A 21,736-nucleotide genomic window follows, 5' to 3' on the forward strand; every position below is an offset into this window, starting at 1 on the left:
CGAACATGAAGTTTGTGTGACATCCGTTCGGTCGCGGCCCTCGCCAACGGCCTATGTCGTAACAGCAGGTTTTTGCAGGCCTGCGGCAGCTTTGGCCACCCAAGTGTGGCAATCAAAAAAGGATCTCGTAGTGATGCTCGCTCGCCCATCCCGTCGTCGTACCCGTGTTCTGTCCTCCAGGCGTGAAGCTCTGGAGCCGACGCTGTGGCTGCTCAAGCCGTTGGCGCACGCCGTGGCGTTGTGTCTGGTGGCGGGCAGTGCGCAGGCGCAGACGGCGTTCAGTTCGAGCTGGTTTGCTGCCAAGGGCGCAGCGCAGCAAGCCGCGGCGGCACGGCCGAGCATGGGCGGTTTGCCGGGCATGACGCCACCGCTGGCTCAACAACAAAAAGCCAATCAGCAGCTGCAGCGTTCGATCCAGACCTTGAACAACACCGTTGCCGCGATTGCCGCACAACAAGCGGCGCAGGCGGCCGGACGTGCAGCGGCGCTGGGCACGGTGCAGTTTGTGCCGGACGGTCTGGGTGAGGGCGGTTTGAAAGTCGATAACAGCCTCGCCCAGGGTTGGCAGAACGCCAAGGGCCCACAGCAGACTCAGGCTGACGGCAAGACCACGGTGCAGATCGAGCAGACCGCCGACAAAGCGATCCTCAACTGGGAAACCTTCAACGTCGGCCGCAACACCACGGTCGAATTCGCTCAACAAGCGAACTGGGCGGTGCTCAACCGGGTCAACGACCCGAGTGCGCGGGCCAGTCAGATTCAGGGGCAGATCAAGGGCGCCGGCACGGTGATGCTGGTCAACCGCAACGGCATCGTTTTCAGCGGCAGCAGCCAGGTCAACGTGCGCAACCTGGTGGCGGCGGCGGCCAATATCACCGATATCCAGTTCCGCGACCGTGGGCTGTATTTCGACAGCACCGGCACTCAGCCGACGTTCACCGACGCGGCTGGCAAGGTGTTGGTGGAGCGCGGCGCGTCCATCGAGACGCACAAACCGGCGGTGTCCACCGATGCCGGTGGCTATGCGTTACTGCTGGGCAACGAAGTGCAGAACGACGGCAGCATCAGTACCGCCAAAGGGCAGACGGTGTTGGCTGCTGGTGATCGCTTTTACATTCGCAAAGGCTCGGGCACTGAGGGTAATACCTTTTCGACGACGTTTGGCAGTGAGGTCACGCCGGGCTTCAAGGCCGGGGCCGTTGCCGGCAAAGTCACCAACAACGGGCTGATTCAGTCCGCCACCGGCGACATCACCCTGGCCGGTCATGAAGTGGTGCAGAACGGTGTTTTGCTCGCCAGCACTTCGGTGTCCACGCGCGGCACGATTCATTTGCTCAACCCGAGCACTGACAGCACCGGCAGCGTCACGCTGGGGCAGGGCAGCGCCACGGCAATCATGCTCGACAGCAGCGACCTCACGGCGCTCGACAGTCAACGCGACGCCGCGCTGACCGGCGTCAACGCCAACAACCGCATCCGTGGCGATCAATCGCGCATCGAGATCCAGAGCGGCGGCAGCGTCGAGTTTCAGAACGGCTCGATTACCTTGGCGACCGGCGGCCAGGTCGCGGTCAGTGCGCAACGACGCAGTGTGGTCCGTGATGGCGCGATGATCGATGTGTCCGGCGCCCTCGGCGTCAAGGTCGCGATGGAAAACAACAACATCAAGATCAACGTGCAGGGTAACGAACAGCGCGACGCGTCGATCAACCGCGAGAAGGGTGCGCTCAACAGCAACGACGTCTGGGTCGATGTCCGCGAATTGGTCTACGTGCCGGCCGGCACCAACGGCTATGCCACGGATCGCTGGTACACGGCGGGCGGCTTGCTGGAAGTGGGCGGCTACCTCGGCACCCAGGGCCACAGCATCGGCGAGTGGATGGCCCAGGGCGGTACGGTGAGTTTCGCCGGTAACGACGTGGTCACGGAAAAAGGGTCTTTGATCAATCTGTCCGGCGGCACGCTGGATGTGCAGAGCGGCCAGATTCGTCAGAGCTGGCTGCGCGGTGCCGACGGCAAACTTTACGAAGTCTCGCACGCGCCAGGCGATCTGCTCTACACCGGGCTGTACAAAGGCTATGAGGACAGCAGCGAACGCTGGGGCCAGACGAGCTATTTCTACAACCCGCTGATCGCGCCGCGCTCACGGTTCGAGTCGGGTTACACCGTCGGCCGCGACGCCGGGCAACTGGTGATCGCCACTGCCAATGCGGTACTCGACGGGCAAATGATCGGCGAGGTGTATCAGGGCGAACGGCAGAATCAGGCGCCGAAACCGGTGCTCGACGGCTATGAACAAAGTCAGACAGCACTGGCGCGGCGAGCGCAATTGATCGTCGGCAGTTACGACCCGACCTACGTCGCGGCGGCGAGTGGCTTGTTGTATACGCTCAATCCGACGCTGGACCAGGTGCAAATGGGCGGCGAACGTCCGCTTGCCGGCAGTGATCTGGACCTGGCCGGGGCGGTGTCCGATGCACGCAAGGGCAAGTTGTTTCTCGATAACGATCAACTCAATGGCTTGCGCCTCGGTGCGCTCAAAGTGGCGGCTCAGGATCAGGTCGTCGTCGACGGCGCACTGACGGTCGATAACGGTGGCGACATCACCCTGTATGCCCCGGATGTGCAGATCGGCGCTGACCTGACTGCGCGTGGCGGTAGCCTGCGCCTGGGCAACGTGCTCAATCAATTCCTCTCCAGCGATACCGCCGACACTCGGCTCACGGCCAAGGCCGACAAGACGACCCAGGTCAACGTGGCCGACGGTGTGCGACTCGATACGCGTGGCGTGTGGAGCAATTTGCGCACTAACCCGGACGATGGCGCGAACCTCGCGTACTTGAATGGCGGCCTGGTATCGGTCCGCAGCAGTGGCGATATCGATATCGGCGCGGGCAGTCTGCTCGATGTGTCCTCCGGCGGCGCTGTGCTGGCCAACGGCAAGACCCGGGGTGGCAAGGGCGGCGACTTGACGCTGGAATCCAGTGCGATTTCGGCGCCCGGTAAAACCCATCTCGACCTTGCGGGTGAGTTGCGTGGCTACGGCGTTACGGGCGGCGGCACGCTGACGGTGCAGGCCAACAAGATCCTCGTTGGCCAGACCGACCAGGCATTGACCGACAACACCCTGCAACTGTCCGGCGATCTGTTCAGCAAGGGGTTTTCCGCCTACAACCTGATCGGCCTGAGCGGGCTGGATGTTGCCGAAGACACCGCGATTGACGTCAACCTGCCGGTGTTCCGATTCGGTGATGCCGCGCCGAATCAGGTCAGTGGTGTCGATCCGCAAACGGCGCTTGAGTTGTGGACGCCGACGCTGTTCCAGGAAAACCCGACCAAGGGCCTGCTGACCCAACGCGCCGGCGCCAGCCTGACGCTGCAGGGCGGCGCCAGCCTGATCGGCTTGATTGATGCCGCCAACAGCCCGTTGACCCTGGGCCGCGGTTCGCGCATCAGTGTCGATCCGGGGCAGAGCATCAAGCTGCGCGGGGCGGGGCAGATTACGGTCGAAGGTGAACTGAATGCCTGGGGCGGGACGATTGATATTCGTCAGCAACAGTTTGGCGCGATCAACCCGGGCACCTCCAATCAAGTGGCGGATTCGACTACGCACAACCGTTCGATCTGGATCGGCGAGCAGGCCGTACTGGATGTCGCCGGACGCGCCAATACGGCCATTGATGTTCTGGGGCGCACGTACGGTCAGGTCGGCAAGGGCGGCAGCATCATCATTGGTGGCGAAATTGACACGAAACTGGCGACGGCCACAGCGGCCGATGCCTATGTCATCGTGCGTCAGGGGGCTCGACTCGATGCGTCCGGCACCGAAGCTGTTGTCGATATCGCCGCTCAGGGGCCGACCCGCGTTGCAACCGATGGCGGGCGCATCAGCCTGAGCTCCTACAACGGCTTGTTCATGGAGGGCAGCTTGCGTGCGGCGGCCGGAGGTGTCGGCGCTGCCGGTGGGCGTCTGGAGCTGGCGCTTGAGGTCCCGTTGTACTTGGATTCGGCAGGCAATGCGGTGCGCGCGCCGAGGGAAATCATTATCGGCCAAGGCTCTGGGGACCAGAAGCTGTCCGCCAACCTGCGGCCGGGCGATGGCGACGATAGTTTGCGCTACGGGCAGACGCGCCTGAGTGCGGATGAGTTGATGGCCGGCGGTTTCGACAACCTGAGTCTGCTGAGCAACGGCTTGCTGTCGTTTGACGGTGACGTCAATTTGCACATGAACCAGAGCCTCAATCTGTATGCCGGGGCGCTCTCGCTGGCAGAAAATTCCACTGATACGGCACGTGTCGATTTGCGCGCGCCGTACCTGCGCCTGTCGGGTGTCGGTACTTACTTTGAAGCGCCCACCATGACGCGGCCACGGGTGACCCTCAATCCCACGAGCCGATTGTCGCAGGCCACGTTCAATGCCTCGGCGAACCTGCTGGATGTGGGCAACGGACTGTCGTTCGGTACGCAGGGTGCGATCTTGCAACAGCAAGGACCTGCCGTTGCATACAGCCGCCGGGCATTCGGCCTGGTGTCGCTCGACAGCAGCGGTGACCTGCGTTTCCTCGCCCCCAATGACCGTGCCGAAAAAACCCGCCTGTGGACTCCGGGAGACTTGAATCTCGGTGCGGCGCAAATCTACCCCGCCACGGGCGTGCAGGCTGACGTCCGCGCCGGCTATCAGGGCGCCGACCGGGCGAACGAACACACCCTGCGGATCAGCGGTCGCGGCGCGGCACCTGCGGCGGTGCCTTATTCTGTATTCGGCAGTTTGAGCCTGACCGCAGGCACCATCGAGCAGGGCGGGGTGATCCGTGCACCGTTGGGCCTGATCACCCTGGGTGACGATGTTCTGACCGCCACACGTGAGGTGCGCCTGTTGCCGGGCAGCATGACGTCGGTCAGCGCCGCCGGGCTGGTCATGCCTTACGGTGGCACCACCGACGGCATCGACTATCGCTACAACGACAAGTCGGTCATCTTGAATGGCATCACTGGCCAAACCAATGGCGTGGTCGTCAACTCGCAATACATCGATGTACAGGGCGGTGCGACTCTTGATCTGTCCGGTGGCGGTGATCTTCGCGGCGCCGGTTTCGTTTCAGGGCGCGGCGGCTCCACCGATGCCCGTCTCAATCCGTTGGTGCGCAATGCCGCTGACGGCACCTTCAGCTTGCCAGGGCTTGCGAGCAATCCGGTGTACGCCATCGTGCCGGGCAATCAGAGCGTGTATGCGCCGGTGGTGGCAGAGGCCGCTGCGGTAGATCCGCGGGTCGGCCAGCAGATCACCCTTGGCGCCGGCGTGCCCGGTCTGGCAGCCGGCACCTATACCTTGTTGCCCTCCAATTTTGCCCTGTTGCCGGGGGCGTTCCGCGTTGAAGTGAATGCTCAGGCGACGCCGAGCGGGACGACGCCTGCGCTACAACTGCGCAACGGTTCCTGGACCAGCAGCGGGCAGATGTCGATTGCCAATACCGCTTTGCGTGACAGCCTCGCCAGTCAGGTGATCCTGACGTCTGCCGATGTGTTGCGCCGCTACTCGCAATACAACGAAACCAGCTTGACCCAGTTCATCTACAGCGATGCCGCGCGACGGGGCGTGCCGCGTGCGCTGGCACCCATGGACGGCAAGACGCTGGACTTGCGTCTGAACGCCGGTGGCGAACAAGACATTGCTTTGCAGTTCAACGGGCAGGCGCTGTTCAAGGCCGCCGAGGGTGGCTTTACCGGCACCGCCGTATTGCGCGGGGGCAATGCCGGCGCGAACTTTGAAATCCTTGGTGCAGGGCATGCGCCAACCGCTGACTTCGATGGCGTCTCGGTCTACGCGGACACGCTCAACAACCTCAACGCCGGACGCCTGAGCATCGGAGCGATGCCGAATGTCATGTACGGCAACTCGGCCAACATCATCGGATTCCTTGGCACCAGCAAAGACATTGTTCTGCGTGAAGGGGCGATCCTGTCGGCGCCGGAAGTCTTGTTGCGCACCACGTCGACCCTTGGTGGCATCACGGTCGAGGCGGGGGCCGGGATCAATACACTGGGACGCGGCGATGTGGCCTACGACTCAACGGCCGGCTATTTCTATCAGCCTGACCAATCCAGTCTGTTGCTCGCTTCCAACGGCTGGACCCATGTTCTGGCGCCGAAAGCGGCCAGCGGCATTTCCGGCGGTGGCAGCATCCGCATCGGTGTCTGCACCACGACTGTGTGCAGCAACCCGGCGATCCTTTATTCGGACGGCAGTCTGACGGCCGCCACGGATAATCAATTCGAACTCGACGAAGCGGTGCGTTTCGGCACGCGCCACCTGGCGCTTTCGGTCGGCTCGGTCAATGCCGGCAGCGCCGAAGCACTGACAGCGGCAGGCAGTCGCGTACCGGCGGGGTTGATGCTCAACCAGAACGTGCTCAATCGACTGCTGCGTGGCGATACGCAGTACGGCGCACCGGCGCTGGAAACCCTGAGCCTGACCACTCGCGATGCCTTCAATTTCTACGGCAGCGTGAGCCTCGACACTCTCGATCCCCAGACCGGCCAGAGTAAACTGCAGAATCTGCTGCTGGTCACCCCGGCGATTTATGGCTGGGGCGACGCCAGTGATGTGGCGAGCATCCGCACTGCCAATTTGATCTGGAACGGCGCCACGCAAAGCCCTGGCGGCGTGATCACCGCTGGCGCCGGTACGGGCAGCGGCACGCTGGACATTCAGGCGCAACGTATCGAGTTGGGTTACGACTCGATGCCGCAAGCGAGCGGCCTGGATCAGAACAATCGTCTGGCGCTGGGTTTTGCCAACGTCAACCTGACCGCCAGCGACCGCATCACCGCCAACCACAAGGGCAGCCTCGCGGTGTATCAGGAGCAGGGCACTTACGACCCGGTCAAGGGTTACCGCTACAGCGGCGGCAACCTGAATCTGCGTACGCCGTTGCTTACCGGTGAAGCGGCGTCGGTCAGTGTGCTCAAGGCTGGCAACAATCTGACGCTCAGCGGTGGCGGGGCTGCCGGGGTGGCGGACGCGCTGGGTGCCGAGTTGAACCTTGAGGCTCGCAACATCGTGCTCGATAGCCGTATCGCCCTGGCCAGCGGCAAGCTGACGGTCAAGTCCGAAGGCGATTTGACCCTCGGCAATGCTGCGGTGCTGGACATGGCCGGGCGTACGTTGCCGTTCAACGATGTGAACAAGTACAGTTGGGGCGGCGACGTGTCGCTGTACAGCGCCAACGGCAATATCCGGCAGGCGGCGGGCTCGCGGATTGATCTGTCGGCGAAGAATCATCAGGCCGGCAACCTCACGGCCACCGCGCTGGGCGACGCTGCCGGGACAGTCGATTTGCAGGGTGAAATCCTCGGCGGCAGCAGCGGTTATTACGATGCCGGCGGCACGCTGGTGCCGTACAACGCCGGGGGCGTGGACATCCGCGCGCAAAACCTCGGCGGGGATGCCTCGGCGCAGTTCGCCGCACTCAATCAACGCCTGAACGCCGGACAGGTATTCGGCAGCCGCAGGTTGCAGCTCAAGCAAGGCAATCTTGTGATCGGCGATGGCCTCAAGGCCGGTGACATCAATGTCTCGGTGGACAACGGCAGCCTGACGGTGGCCGGTCTGATCGACGCCAGTGGCGAGCGCGTCGGCAACATTCGTCTGGCGGCGAAAAACGGTATGACGCTGGCCGGCAACAGCGTGCTCGACGCCCACGGTCGAGTCTTGCGCGTCGACAGCTACGGCAAGATCATCGATGCGCCGAACCGCGCCACGGTGGAGCTCAATTCCGGCGAGGGCGTGCTCACGCTGGCATCCGGCGCGCGCATCGACCTGCGTCACGGCACCGATGCGCTGCCCGGTTTCCTCGCCGGTCAACACGACGGAATGCTGCGCGGCACCCTGGAATTGAACGCGCCGCGTCTGGGCAGCAATGACATCGCCATCGACGCCAGCGGTGCGTTGACCATTCAGGGCGCTCGCTCCATTGGCCTCAACGCTACACGCCGCTACACCGATGCCCGCGATGGCGCCGATCAAGCGGTCAGTGGCCGACCGTATCAAGTCATCGATCAGGCCATGCTTGATAGCATCCACGGCGACAGCAACACCTTCATCAATGCGGCGCTGGGCAACAACGATCTGCTGCAACGCAAACTCGCCGGTCTGAACAACGCTGCCTACGCCGATGCATTCCATTTGCGTCCGGGCGTGGAAATCGCCAGCAAAACCGCCGACGGCGACCTGGTGGTGGAGGGCGATCTGGACTTGTCCGGTTATCGCTATGCCAGCCTCAATCCGCACACGCGCTTGAACCCGGCGGTGTACGGTTCCGGTGAGGCCGGCAACCTGGTGATCCGCGCGGGTGGCAACCTCGATATTTACGGCAGCATCAACGACGGTTTCGCGCCGCCGCCGGAAACTCAGGATGATGCCGGCTGGAAATTGATTGCCGGTGTGCAGCCGTTCGGCGCTGATCTGATCGTGCCGGGCAGCGGTGTTTCGCTGGCTGAAGGGACACAGTTCCCGGTTGGCGCCACGCTCAATTACGACGTGACAATTCAGGGCGCGGTGTTGGCCAGCGGCACGTTGCTGCCGACTCAGGCAGTGTTGGCTGAGGCGTATACCTTTAGCGCCGGCACGGTGTTGGCCGGGGCCATCCATGATGCCAGTGGCAACTTGCTGTACGCGGCGGGGACGTTGTTCAGTGACAGTGTGACGGTGCCGGCGAACAGCCGTTTGGGTGCCGGTATCCGTCTGAACAAGGCGACCAGCCTGCAAGCCATGAACTGGCCCAAAGGCGTGCCGTTGCCGGGGGTTTACAACGCCGACCTGCAAAGCGTTTCCGGGGTCAGGCTGAGTGGTTCGCTGGCATTGCTGCGCGGATCGCTGATTCCTTCCATGACCGACGTGAAACTGGCCGACGGCACTTCATTGATCGAACTGCGTCCGTTTACCGGCGACCAGCAAGGCAAGAACTGGGCAGTGGCGAGCATGTTGCCGTCGGGCAGTGCGTCGTGGTCGATGCGCGTGGTGGCGGGTGCAGATCTTGGCGCCGCTGACAGTCGGGCGGCGCGACCGCTGACCCCTGAGGGCAATCTGCGCCTGGCGGATACTCACTACGGGGTGAAAGTGACAACTTCGGCGGGGAAACTGGTCTGGACTGCTGACAACCCGTTTGGTTTTGCCGAGTTTGAGCCTGTGCCAGATGAGTATCTTCCCCTTTGCGATGTACAGGTGGGTAGCTGCGCACCCATGGCGCGCTGGGTCTGGGCACCAGGCAGCGGATTGGGAGCCGATTATGAGCCGGTCCCGGAAGACTTCCAGATTATCTGTGAAGTACAACCTGATCTGTGCATCGGCAACAATCCGGGGAAATCCGCCAATGCCCATACGCAGCTGTTCAGCGTATTACGCACCGGCACTGGCGATCTCGACCTGATCGCCGCCGGCAATCTGAGCATGGACTCGCCGTTCGGCGTGTATACCGCAGGCACTCAGTCAGCCAGCGTTGACCCGCTCTATAACCAGAAACGCGGGCATCTCTCGGACAGCGATTCGGTGCTGGGCTCGGCGGGTGTCGACTATGAGAAATGGGTCAACGGTGGCTCGGACAGCTTGTATCAAGCCTGGTATCCGCAGATGGGCGGCAACCTGACGATCAACGCCGGGGGCTCGGTTTCCGCTGATTCAATAGGCAAGAAGGCGCTACCGTCGGGTGGCGGTTTCCGTGAGCAGATTGCCAGCGCGTCAGTGGGTAACTGGCTGTGGCGCCAAGGCACAGGCAATCCGGATGTGCCCACCGCCTGGTGGATCAACTTCGGCAGTTACGCCACTCAGTTGATGACAGCCGACGGCAATACCGAACCGTATCTGATGGGCTTTACCGGTTTCGGCACCTTGGGCGGCGGTAATATCAGCCTGCGTGCCGGAGGTGACGCCGGTATGCTCAAACCGTTGGGCGATGCCATCAATTATCCGCGCAGCCAAGGGCTTATCGTTGCCGTGGGCAGCACAGGTCGTATCGCCAGCGATGGCAGCGTGCAGATGACCGGCGGCGGCGATATGGACATTCGCATCGGCGGCGCGCTGAACCCATCGCTGCAAGCGCGGGCCGGAGACAATGGGACGAGGGCGCCGAGGCACGACCTGCAAGGCGCGCTGATCAATTTGCGCGGGGCGGCGCAATTGACGGGCGGGGCACTGGGCGGCATCAACCTGCAATACGGTGCCATTTCACAGTCGCATGATGTCCGTGAAACCCGACCGCTGGATCCTTTCACCTCGACCACCAGCAACGCGTCCGGTGGTCTGGTGCTGATTCCTGGTGACTCGGGCATGAGCCTGAGTACTCGTGGCGACCTGGTGCTGGGCGGTGCGGCCGATCCAGGTCGGGTGCGTCTGTTCAACGCCTCGCCACTGCTCGATAGCAGCGGCAATATGGGTATCGGGGGCATTCTGAGCGGCTTCTCGCTCTGGACCGATCACACCGCCATCGATCTGTTTTCTGCCGGTGGCAATCTCACGCCGAGTACTCAATTGGCGGAGGTCGATGGGCGTCTCGCCCCTGTGAGCGGCGCCAATACCTCGCCCACCGATGGGCGCTTTGTCTATCCGTCGATTCTTCGGGCTGTGGCGGCTCAGGGGTCGATTTATGCCGGTCCATCGGCGGCATACGGCGAGGGCAACGCAGCGCCGACAACCGCGTATTCACTGTTGTTGGCACCTTCGACAGCCGGACAACTCGAACTGTTGGCCGGCGATTCCATCTATGCCGGTGGCTATGCGATCAATCAATCCGGCGCTAGCCCACTGGCCATTGCCACGCCTTTCAAACCGGCATTCCAAGCCTTCTCCAGCAGTAGGGTCCAGAAGCCCCTCAACAGCAACTACGCCAGCGACGGTGTTAAGCCTGACGCCAATTCGCGTTATCCGTTGTTCGCTTTTGGTCCCAACAGCTATTCCGGATTGAATGACGTGCAGGGACCCGCAAGGTTTTATGCCTTGACCGGCGATCTGGTGGGGATACGCAGTGGTGAGACGTTGAGATTCGAAATCTCGAAACGCACGTGGTACGAAGCCGCAGGCCCGGTCTGGATGGTTGCCGGACGTGACATCGTGGCATCCGGGACCAACCTGGGCCAACCGACATCCGTGCGGCCCGACGAGATGGGCGTGGGTCGGGAAGGCATCACCTCGACCGGCAACCTGTTCGTGCATAACGACCCGCGAGATGTATCGCGGGTGTCGGCCGGACGCGACATTCTTTACAGCAGCTTCGATATTGCCGGCCCGGGTACGCTGGACATCAATGCCGGGCGCAACATCCTCATGGAAGACCGTGCCAGCATCACCAGCCTGGGTTCGTTGGTGGCCGGAGATCAGCGGCCTGGCGCCAGTGTGGTGCTGCAGGCGGGCACAGGCGCGCAAGGGCTGGATTACTCACGGTTCATCGCGCGTTACCTGAACCCGCAGAACCTCGCTGATCCGCAGGCCTCTCTCAACGGCCAGCCAGGCAAAGTGGTCAAGACCTACCTGGACGAGTTGCAGAGCTGGCTGACCCTCGGCTATGGCTTCAGCGGCAATGCCGAACAGGCACAAGCGTTCTACGCCGCGATGCCGAGCGCCGAACAGGCAATCTTCGCGCGTCAGGTGTACTTCGCTGAACTGCGTGCCGGCGGTCTGGAATACAACGACGTCGATGGCCCGCGCACTGGCAGTTATCTGCGCGGTCGCAACGCGATTGCGGCGCTGTTTCCGAGCACTGATGTGGCGGGCAATCCGATCCGCTACGACGGCGATATCACGCTGTACGGCGGCGCTGGGGTCAAGACACTGTTCGGCGGCGACATCCAGATGCTCACGCCGGGCGGTGGTCAGGTGTTCGGCATCGAAGGCGCCGCGCCACCGTCGACGGCGGGGATCATCACCCAAGGCTCGGGCAACATTCAGCTCTACTCGCAGGGCAGCATTCTGCTGGGGCAGAGCCGGATCATGACCACCTTCGGTGGCTCGATCCTTGGCTGGTCCGCCGAGGGCGACATCAACGCCGGTCGCGGTTCGAAAACCACCGTGGTCTACACCCCGCCGAAACGGGTTTACGACACCTGGGGCAACGTGACCCTGTCGCCGTCGGTACCGAGCACCGGCGCCGGTATCGCCACACTCAACCCGATCGCCGAAGTGGCGCCGGGTGACATCGACCTGATCGCGCCGCTCGGCACCATTGATGCCGGCGAGGCGGGGATTCGTGTGTCGGGCAACGTCAACATTGCCGCACTGACGGTGGTCAACGCCGCCAACATTTCGGTGCAGGGCAAGGCGTCGGGTGTGCCGGTGGTGTCGGCGGTGAACACCGGCGCGATCACATCAGCCAGTTCCGCTGCATCCTCGGCCACGCAAGCGGCGGAAGACGTCGCCCGTCAGCAGCAAGCAGCAGCGCGGCAGAACCAGGCGTCGGTGTTTACCGTGCAGGTGCTCAGCTTCGGCAACGAACAACTTGCGCCGTCTCGCGATGGTGCAAGCCGTGCCCCGGCGCCGGGCTACAACCCGAACAGCCCGGTGCAGGTGCTGGGGGCAGGGGCGCTGGATGAACAGGCGAAACAGCAGTTGACCGAGGAGGAGCGCGGGCAACTGACGTTGTAAAAGACTCTCGTGCAGTACGTTTGGGCGGCCGGTTGGTCGCCCTTTTTTTGTCTGCTAAAAACTTCGGAACTGGCCACATCCCTTGTAGGAGTGAGCCTGCTCGCGATAGCGGTTTGTCAGTTGCTGATGTGTTGTCTGACACACCGCTATCGCGAGCAGGCTCACTCCCACAGGGGATTGCGGTGGGTTTCAGAAGGCGTAGGGGATGCTGACTTTTGCCCAGAGCATTTCGCCTTGCGGGCGGTTCTCCACATCAAATTCCTTGGCCCAGCGAATCTCCGCGCTGGCGTACTTGAGAAAGGTGAAGTGCAGAGCCGGGCCAATCGCGAAGACTTCGCCGCGCACGCCGTCATCGACGTCCTGTCCGGCAAACTGCACGGTGTGGCCGAACTGTTTGTCGTCGGTGGTCTGCTTGAGGTAGTAGCCGTTGAGGCCGAGCATCAAGTCATCAGTGATCTTGTAGCTGGCCGAATAATCGAAGTGGAAGATCTGCCCGGATTTGTAGTCGGTGTCCTTGTTCTTCTCGTTGAAGCTGTAGGTGGTCTTCATCGACACTTCGGTCTTGTCGGTCGGCAGCCAGGTGAAGGAGAACAACGGTTTGTAGGTGTAGAAATTGTTGCTGGTGTTGGCCAGCCGATCGACGCTGTATTCGCCGGTCGGCACGGTGACTTCGATGGCCGCGCCGAGGGTCAGGTTCTTGCCCATGTCCCACAGAATGATCGGCGCAATGGTGGTATCGCCCATGCCTTCGCGGGTGTCGCTCAGGCCGAACACCGAGACTTCCTGCTTCAACCACGGCTGCGCGATGTAGCCGGCCAGCCGCCCGCCAAACACGCGCACCGGGCTCAGGTAGTCGAGGCGGGGGATCACTGCGGTCGACTCGATCTCGACATCGTGCACTTTGCCGCCCAGTGAACTGATGTTCAGGCTGCGCGATTTGTAGTGGTTGTAGTAGAGGTTGAACGCGACCATGTTTTCCGGAAGGCTGTCGACTTCCAGCGGCAACATGAAGAAACCGTCGGTGCCGGGGCCGATGTTGTCGACGCCGGCTTCGGTCGCCAACGCCGGTAGGGTCACGGCGCCGCCCAGCAAGCAAAGGGCCAGGCGCAGGGGGAATGTCGCGCGGTTCGGGTGCATATCCGTCCTCATTATTATTGTGTTTTGGGCGCAACGCCGGCACGCAGTACGCCCGGCACTCTAGAAATAAGCGCTTGGCGCCCGGCAGGGCAGGGTATTGGCGGACACTGAGGGGGACTTCTGCGGACAGCTGGCAAACCCTGTGCTAACTTCCATCGACATAACCGGTTACAAAAATAACAATCAAGCGTGATCCGGAATGTCATCCCCATGAATGTAAAAGTCCAAGACCCGACTTTCGAACTGGCGCTGGTCTCGCCATTCCTCCTGCAAACCCTCGCCGAGGTCGCGCAGAACAAGGGCGTCGACCCTGAAAGCCTGTGCCGTGGCCTTGGCTTCACCCTTGAAGATCTGCAAGACCCGGCGCAGCGAATTTCCTATCGCCAGGCCGTGGCAATGATTCAACGCGCACTCAAAGTGCTGCCCAATCAAGGTTTGGGGCTGTGGGTCGGCGCGCAGAACGTGCTGGGTACGCTGGGTTTGCTTGGGCATGTGTTGTCGCTGTGCAAGACTTTGCGCGATGCCTTTGCCCTCGGGATTCGTCATCAGCACACCTCGGGCGGGATTGTGGTGTCCAGTGTCGATGTGGTCGGCGCTCAGGTGCATCTCGATGCTGAATGTCGCTTGCCGTTTGCCGATGTTCAGGTGTTCGCGGTGGAAGAGTTTTTCGCCAGTTTGCTGGTGTACGGCCGAGCTTTGGCGGGCGCTGATTTCAAGCCGATTGCCGTCGAGTTTGTGCACGCCGCGCCGGATTACCTCAGCGAATACCATCGTCTGCTGGGACCGGAGGTGCGTTTTGGTTGCTTGCACAATCGCATGCTGATCGATGTGCAATGGCTGGACGTCAACTTGCCCAATCATCATTCGCTGGCGCTGCGTCAGGCCGTCGCCTTGCTGGAGCTGGAAGCGGCGCAGGTGCATCAGAAGCTTGATCTGATTCAGGCGGTGGAGCGGGCGATTGCCCGGGATCTGAGTCGCGGCAGCCATATCGAAAAGATTGCCGGTGATTTGAACATGAGCAGTCGCACATTGCGTCGGCGCTTGACCGAGCATGCGCTGACGTTTGAGGCGCTGCTGGAGCAGGTGCGCCAGGCGCGGACGATGAGTTTGCTGGCCAATCCTGATATGCCGATCGAGCGGATCACTGAAGAAGTCGGCTACAGCGATGTGCGCAGTTTTCGCCGGGCGTTCAAGCGCTGGACGGGGCTCAGCCCGAGTGCGTGGCGGCATGAGAGCACTACGGCTTAGTGCACATGACCCTTTGTGGCGAGGGGATTTATCCCCGATGGGCTGCGAAGCAGTCCTGAAAACCGGTCACCGCGATTTATCAGATGTACCGAATTGAATGAAATTGGGGCTGCTTCGCAGTCCATCAGGGATAAATTCCCTCGCCACAGGTCATCGTCAGCGCCTTCTGAATCCCCACAAACTGTCCGGCCACAGGTAAACTCCCGCGCACTTTTCCAAGGAGTTCACATGAGTTACTACCAGCCGGGCATTCTCGCCACCCCCGTTCCTGCGCAAGCGCGCCACCTGTTTTTCGCCCTCGAGTCGGTAGCAGCACTGCCGCAGGCGATCGACAACCTGATCAATCAGGTGGACGGCAAGTCGGCAGTGGTCGGTTTTGGCGAGTCCCTGGCCAAGGCCCTCAACGTGCAGATCGACGGCCTGCGCAGCTTCCCGGCCATGAGCGGCGTCGGCGTCGAAAACCCGTCGACCCAACACGCACTGTGGGTCTGGCTGCACGGCGTCGACCGTGGTGAACTGCTCAATCGTTGCGACGCCCTCGAAGCCGCACTGGCCCCGGCGCTGCGCCTGGTCGAAATGCAGGAAGCCTTCCGCCACAAGGACGGCCACGACCTCACCGGTTACGAAGACGGCACCGAAAACCCGCACGACGAAGCCGCCATCGCCGCCGCCCTGCAAAGCGCCGGCACTGACGGCATGATCGGTGGCAGCTTCGCCGCGATCCAGCAGTGGCAGCACGACCTCAAGGGTTTCCACAAACTCTCGGCCGATGACAAAGACAACATCATGGGCCGTCGCCTCAGCGACAACGAAGAGATCGACGACGCGCCCGTTTCCGCCCACGTCAAACGCACCGCGCAGGAAAGCTTCGCACCGGAAGCGTTCGTCGTGCGCCGCTCGATGCCGTGGATTGAAGGTGATCGCGCCGGGCTGATGTTCCTCGCCTTTGGTTTCTCGCTGGATGCCTTCGAAGCGCAATTGCGGCGCATGAGCGGCCTGGAAGATGGCATTACCGACGGTTTGTATCGCATCAGCCGGCCGATCACCGGCGGCTACTACTGGTGCCCGCCGCTGAAGGACGGTCACCTCGATCTGCGCGCCTTGCGCATCGGCTAAAGGAATGGACATGGACGTGGTGCGTTGGGGCATGATCGGTTGCGGCAGCGTCGCTGAACGCAAGAGCGGGCCGGCCTTCTATAAGGCGCCCGGTTCGGCGCTGGTGGCGGTGATGGGCCGACGCCTTGAGGCGGTGACTGACTACGCCGCGCGCCACGGCATTGCGCGGGTCTACACCGACGTCGATGCGCTGATCAACGATCCCGAGGTCGACGCGGTGTACATCGCCACGCCGCCCGACAGCCACCACGCCTACAGCCTGAAAGTCGCTGCCGCCGGCAAACATTGCTGCGTGGAAAAGCCGATGGCGCTGAACGCCGGGCAAAGCCGCGAGATGCAGCAGGCGTTTGCCGAGGCCGGATTACATTTGTTTGTTTCCTACTACCGCCGTTCGTTGCCGCGTTTTGCGCAGGTTCGGCAGTGGCTGGAGGAGGGGCGTATTGGTGAGGTTCGGCATCTGAGCTGGACGCTGAGTAAAGCGCCGTCGCCGGTTGATCTGGACGGTCGCGACAACTGGCGTACCGATCCGGCGGTGGCCGGTGGCGGTTACTTTGCCGACCTCGCCAGCCATGGCTTTGACCTGTTCCAGTATCTGCTCGGCGACATTGTCGAAGTCGCTGGATTCACCGCGCGTCAAGCCGGTTTGTATGCCGCCGAAGATGCCGTCAGCGCCAGTTGGCGGTTTGCCTCCGGGGCGCTGGGCATGGGTTGCTGGAATTTTGTTGCGGATCGGCGCGAGGATCGCGTCGAGATTATCGGCAGCCTTGGGCGGATCAGTTTTTCGGTGTTTGATGAGCATCCCGTGCAATTGCATGCCGATGAAATCATTAGCCTGGAAATCCCGCATCACGAACATATTCAGTGGCATCACGTGCTGGGCATGAATGCGCATATTCGTGGTGGTTCAGAACATCCCGCCGTCGCCGAACAAGCGCTCAAGACCGATTGGGTCATGGATCAAATTCTCAAACGCCACTGACCTCCAGTCTTACACCATCCCCTGTGGGAGCTGGCTTGCCAGCGATAGCGGTGGTTCAGATAGCCAATCAGTTGGCTGACAGAACGCCATCGCTGGCAAGCCAGCTCCCACAGGGAATCGCGTGTGTCATGCATCTAAGGTTATGCCCAAACAATCTTTCTAACCTTGTCATAACAACTCTAAGATCACGTCATAACTCGTTATAACAAGTGATCCCGTGATGACCGATAACGTTCTCTCCCTCAGTAGCGTCCCGCTGCACACCCAACTGCGCGATGTCCTCCGTGCGCGAATCCTCGACGGCGAATACCCGCAAGACAGCCAGATGCCTTCCGAAAGCGAGCTGGGTGCGCTGTTCAAAGTCAGCCGCATCACCGTGCGCCAAGCCTTGGGCGATCTGCAAAAGGAAGGGCTGATCTTCAAGATCCACGGCAAAGGCACCTTCGTCGCCAAGCCGAAAACCTTTCAAAACGTCAGCAGCCTGCAAGGCCTCGCCGAGTCGATGACCGGCCGTGGCTACGAGGTAATCAACCGCCTGCGCAGCTTCAAATTCATCCCCGCCGACAAGCGCGTGGCCGAGCGTTTGCAGGTCGCCGAGGGCGAGATCGTCGCGCAGATCAAACGCGTGCGGTTGATCAATCGCGAGCCGATTTCGCTGGAAATCACTTACCTGCCAAAAGCCGTCGGCGAGCGCCTGGAGAAGGCCGATCTGGTCACCCGCGACATCTTCCTGATCCTCGAAAACGACTGCGGCATCGCCCTCGGCCACGCAGATCTGGCCATCGACGCGGTGCTGGCCGACAGCGACCTGACCCAGGCGCTGAACGTCGAGGCTGGCTCGCCGATCATGCGCATCGAACGCCTGACCCACGACGCGCAGGGCCAGCCGCTGGACTTCGAACACCTTTACTACCGTGGCGATGCGTTCCAGTACCGCCTGCGGATCGACCGGCAAAAAGGGGAGCAGGCATGACCCGCAACGTGCTCGAACAGGAATACGACATCGTCGTCATCGGCGGTGGCACAGCAGGCCCGATGGCCGCGATCAAAGCCAAGGAAAAGAACCGCGACTTGCGCGTGTTGTTGGTCGACAAGGCCAACGTCAAACGCAGCGGCGCGATCAGCATGGGCATGGACGGCCTGAACAACGCGATCATTCCCGGGCACTCGACGCCTGAGCAGTACACCAAGGAAATCACCATCGCCAATGACGGCATCGTCAATCAGGCCGCCGTTTACGCCTATGCAACGCACAGCTTCGAAACCATCGAACAGCTCGACCGTTGGGGCGTGAAGTTCGAGAAGGACGAAACCGGCGATTACGCGGTGAAAAAAGTCCACCACATGGGCGCCTACGTGCTGCCGATGCCGGAAGGGCACGACATCAAAAAGGTCCTTTATCGCCAGTTGAAACGCGCCCGGGTGAGCATCACCAATCGCCTTGTCTGCACGCGGTTGCTGACCGACGAGGAGGGCGCCGTCAACGGTGTGATGGGCTTTGACTGCCGCACCGCTGATTTCCATGTGATCAAAGCCAAAGCGGTGATCCTCGCCTGCGGCGCTGCCGGACGGCTCGGTCTGCCGTCGTCGGGCTACCTGATGGGCACCTACGAAAACCCGACCAATGCCGGCGACGGCTACGCGATGGCCTATCACGCCGGCGCCGAGCTGGCCAACCTCGAATGCTTCCAGATCAACCCGCTGATCAAGGATTACAACGGCCCGGCCTGCGCTTACGTCACTGGCCCTCTGGGTGGCTACACCGCCAACAACAAGGGCGAACGCTTCATCGAGTGCGACTACTGGAGCGGGCAGATGATGTGGGAGTTTCACCAGGAACTGGAGAGTGGCAACGGCCCGGTGTTCCTCAAACTCGATCACCTGGCCGAGGAAACCATCCAGAACATCGAAGAGATTCTGCACAGCAACGAGCGCCCGAGTCGCGGTCAGTTCCACGCCAATCGCGGCACCGATTACCGCACGCAAATGGTCGAAATGCACATCTCCGAAATCGGTTTTTGCAGCGGTCACTCGGCGTCTGGCGTGTGGGTCAACGAACGCGCCGAGACGTCGGTGAAAGGCTTGTACTCGGCGGGTGACATGGCCGCTGTGCCGCATAACTACATGCTCGGCGCGTTCACCTACGGCTGGTTTGCCGGGCACAACGCCGCCGATTTCGTCGCCGGTCGCGAGTTTTCCGCGCTGGATGCCGAGCAGATCGAAAAGGAAAAGGCCCGGGTCTACGCACCGCTGGATCGCGAGCACGGTCTGCCGCCGGCACAGGTCGAGTACAAGCTGCGGCGCTTTGTTAACGATTATCTGCAACCGCCGAAAGTCACCAAGAAAATGCAGATCGGCCTGCAACGCTTCAGCGACATCGAACGCGATCTCGATCAGATGAAAGCCAACAACGCCCACGAACTGATGCGTGCGATGGAAACCAGCGTGATCCGCGACTGCGCCGAAATGGCCGCCCGCGCTTCGTTGTTCCGCGCCGAAAGCCGCTGGGGTTTGTACCACTATCGCGTCGACCACCCGCAACGCAATGACGGTGAATGGTTCTGCCATTGCCATCTGAAGAAGGGCGACGACGGCCAGATGACCAGTTTCAAGAAAGCCGTCGAGCCTTACATCATCCCGCTCGATGCTGAGGAAATGCAGGCCTACGACCGCTTGCGGGTCGGCGCTTTCGCCGCTTGATACATCAATAAATCAAAGAGTCCGAACCATGGCCTATCAAGCTCAGGAAATCTTCTTCCGCTCCAACGCCCCCGTCACCGTGGACGAGGACAAATGCATCGCTGAAAAGGGCTGCACCGTGTGCGTCGACGTTTGCCCGATGGACTTGCTGGCGATCAATCCGGCGACGCAGAAGGCCTACATGGCTTTTGACGAATGCTGGTACTGCATGCCGTGCGAGAAGGATTGCCCGACGGGCGCCGTCAAGGTCGACATTCCCTATCTCCTGCGTTGAAACCCGATCCCTTGTAGGAGTGAGCCTGCTCGCGATAGCGGTGGGTCAGATGTAGATGTGCTGGCTGACACACCGCTATCGCGAGCAGGCTCACTCCTACAGTAGATCTACGACACCGCAAAGCCATCCGGAAACACCGGACGCTGGATTCATCGAAAACCCCTCGTTTCCCACCGCGCCCTGATCGCGGCGGAGACGAACTCAAATAAATGATTCGAGGGGAAACAACCATGTTGCGTGCAGCAATCGCCGGTCTGGTACTGGCTTCGTTCACCTTGTCAGCCTCGGCCGAAACCATCCGCATCGCCATCGGCACCCAGGACACCACCATCAACTGCGCCGCTGGCGGGTTGTTGATTCGAGAGCTGGGCCTGCTCGACAAATACCTGCCCCACGACGGCGCCTACAAAGACGCCAAGTACGACGTGCAGTGGAAGAACTTCACCAGCGGCGCGCCGCTGACCAACGAGATGGTTGCCGGCAAACTCGACTTCGGCGCCATGGCCGATTTCCCCGGCGCGTTCAACGGCGTGGCGTTTGAAACCGCTGGTAAGCACAGCCTGTTCATCAGCGTGCTGTCGGGCAGTATCAAAGGCAGCGGCAACGGCATCGTCGTGCCGAGCGCGTCGGGTGTGCAGTCGCTGAGCGAACTCAAAGGCAAGACTATTTCCGTACCGTTTGCCTCCACCGCCCACGGCATGTTGCTGCGTGCCGTGGCGGCGCAGGGTTGGGACCCGCTGAAAGACGTCAACATCATCGCCCAACCGCCGGAGGTTGCCGGCTCCGCGTTGCAGGCCGGCAAGATCGACGCTCACGCCGATTTTGTGCCGTTCGCTGAACTGTTCCCGAGCCGAGGCTTCGCCCGCAAGATCTACGACGGCGCCCAGGCCAATGCACCGACGTTCCACGGTGCGCTGGTGGATCAGGCGTACGCGAAGAAGTATCCGGAGGTCGTCGTTGCTTACCTGCGCGCGAGCATCGAGGCCAATCAGTTGCTCACCGCTGAGCCTGAGAAGTACAGCGAACTGATCGCCAAAGTCACCGGCGTCGATGCCGAGGTCAACTACCTGTTCCACGGCCCGCTCGGCGTGCAGACCCGCGACCTGAGCTGGAAGCCGGAATATCGCCAGGCGGTCGGCACGGCGATCGATACGCTGAAGCTGCTGAAGAAGGCCGATCGTGGCCTCGACCTCAATACCTTCATTGACGATCAATACATCCGTGCGGCGTTCAAGGCATCGAACCTCGATTACACCGCGCAACTGGCCAACTACGCGCAGACGCCGCTGAAGGCCAAGGATGCAGCGTCCGGTAAAGCGATCACTGACTTCAGCCATGTCGCTGAAATCTGGGTGCGCGGCGAAGACAAAGTGCGCCAGTACGCCTCGGCTGAAGAGGCGTTCACTGCACTGGCCGCGTTGAAGCAGGAAGGCAAAAACATCCGTGCGGTGTATGCGCAGGCCAGTGACAGCGGGATCAAGTTGCTCGCTGAACAGGCGTGGTTTGCCAGTGATGCGAAAGGGCGTCTGAGCGCGTTCCTGCTCAAAGGCCAGGCCCAGCAATACGCCTCGGCCCAGGGCGGCAAAGTCCTCGACTTCACCGACGCCACCACCCAGGCCGTCGCCACCCGCTAACCGACATCCCCCTGTAG

The 21,736-nt window shown here is 61.8% G+C and carries 9 protein-coding genes; 8 read left to right on the plus strand and 1 reads right to left on the minus strand.

What is annotated here, in order from left to right:
• The first annotated feature begins 133 nt into the window (after positions 1-133).
• Positions 134-12,631 (plus strand): filamentous haemagglutinin family protein, encoded by a 12,498-nt coding sequence (locus tag ACQ4MY_RS11620; protein ID WP_440095194.1) that lies wholly within the window; start codon positions 134-136, stop codon positions 12,629-12,631.
• A 189-nt stretch (positions 12,632-12,820) separates the two neighbouring features.
• Here ACQ4MY_RS11620 and ACQ4MY_RS11625 read toward each other — a convergent pair whose 3' ends face one another.
• Positions 12,821-13,768, minus strand: coding sequence for a SphA family protein (locus ACQ4MY_RS11625; RefSeq protein ID WP_440095196.1), 948 nt, complete (start codon positions 13,766-13,768; stop codon positions 12,821-12,823).
• A 210-nt stretch (positions 13,769-13,978) separates the two neighbouring features.
• Between ACQ4MY_RS11625 and ACQ4MY_RS11630 the strand changes: the two genes are divergently transcribed.
• From ACQ4MY_RS11630 to ACQ4MY_RS11660, 7 genes are all read left to right on the plus strand, one after another.
• Positions 13,979-15,016 carry an AraC family transcriptional regulator gene (locus ACQ4MY_RS11630; protein ID WP_158831089.1) on the plus strand — a complete coding sequence of 346 codons (1,038 nt, stop codon included), beginning with the start codon at positions 13,979-13,981 and terminating at the stop codon, positions 15,014-15,016.
• Positions 15,017-15,244: 228 nt separating this feature from the next.
• Entirely contained in the window at positions 15,245-16,132 is an 888-nt protein-coding gene (locus tag ACQ4MY_RS11635) for a Dyp-type peroxidase (protein ID WP_440095199.1), read from the plus strand.
• Between the two features lie 10 nt (positions 16,133-16,142).
• The gene (locus tag ACQ4MY_RS11640) at positions 16,143-17,111 is read left to right on the plus strand and encodes a Gfo/Idh/MocA family protein (protein WP_440095201.1); all 969 of its coding nucleotides are present in this window, start codon (positions 16,143-16,145) and stop codon (positions 17,109-17,111) included.
• A 220-nt stretch (positions 17,112-17,331) separates the two neighbouring features.
• Entirely contained in the window at positions 17,332-18,084 is a 753-nt protein-coding gene (locus ACQ4MY_RS11645) for a GntR family transcriptional regulator (protein WP_016774450.1), read from the plus strand.
• A complete protein-coding gene (locus ACQ4MY_RS11650) occupies positions 18,081-19,811 on the plus strand; it encodes a fumarate reductase/succinate dehydrogenase flavoprotein subunit (RefSeq protein ID WP_440095204.1) in 1,731 nt (576 codons plus the stop codon). Before ACQ4MY_RS11645 ends, ACQ4MY_RS11650 begins: the two co-directional genes overlap by 4 nt.
• A gap of 28 nt (positions 19,812-19,839) precedes the next feature.
• Positions 19,840-20,085, plus strand: coding sequence for a 4Fe-4S dicluster domain-containing protein (locus ACQ4MY_RS11655; RefSeq protein ID WP_003225615.1), 246 nt, complete (start codon positions 19,840-19,842; stop codon positions 20,083-20,085).
• A 230-nt stretch (positions 20,086-20,315) separates the two neighbouring features.
• Complete coding sequence (locus ACQ4MY_RS11660) at positions 20,316-21,719, plus strand: ABC transporter substrate-binding protein (RefSeq protein ID WP_440095206.1); 1,404 nt, start codon at positions 20,316-20,318, stop codon at positions 21,717-21,719.
• The last annotated feature ends 17 nt before the right edge of the window (positions 21,720-21,736 follow it).

Origin of the sequence: Pseudomonas sp. SM4 (genome assembly GCF_051913165.1) — a bacterium.
Lineage (GTDB): Bacteria > Pseudomonadota > Gammaproteobacteria > Pseudomonadales > Pseudomonadaceae > Aquipseudomonas.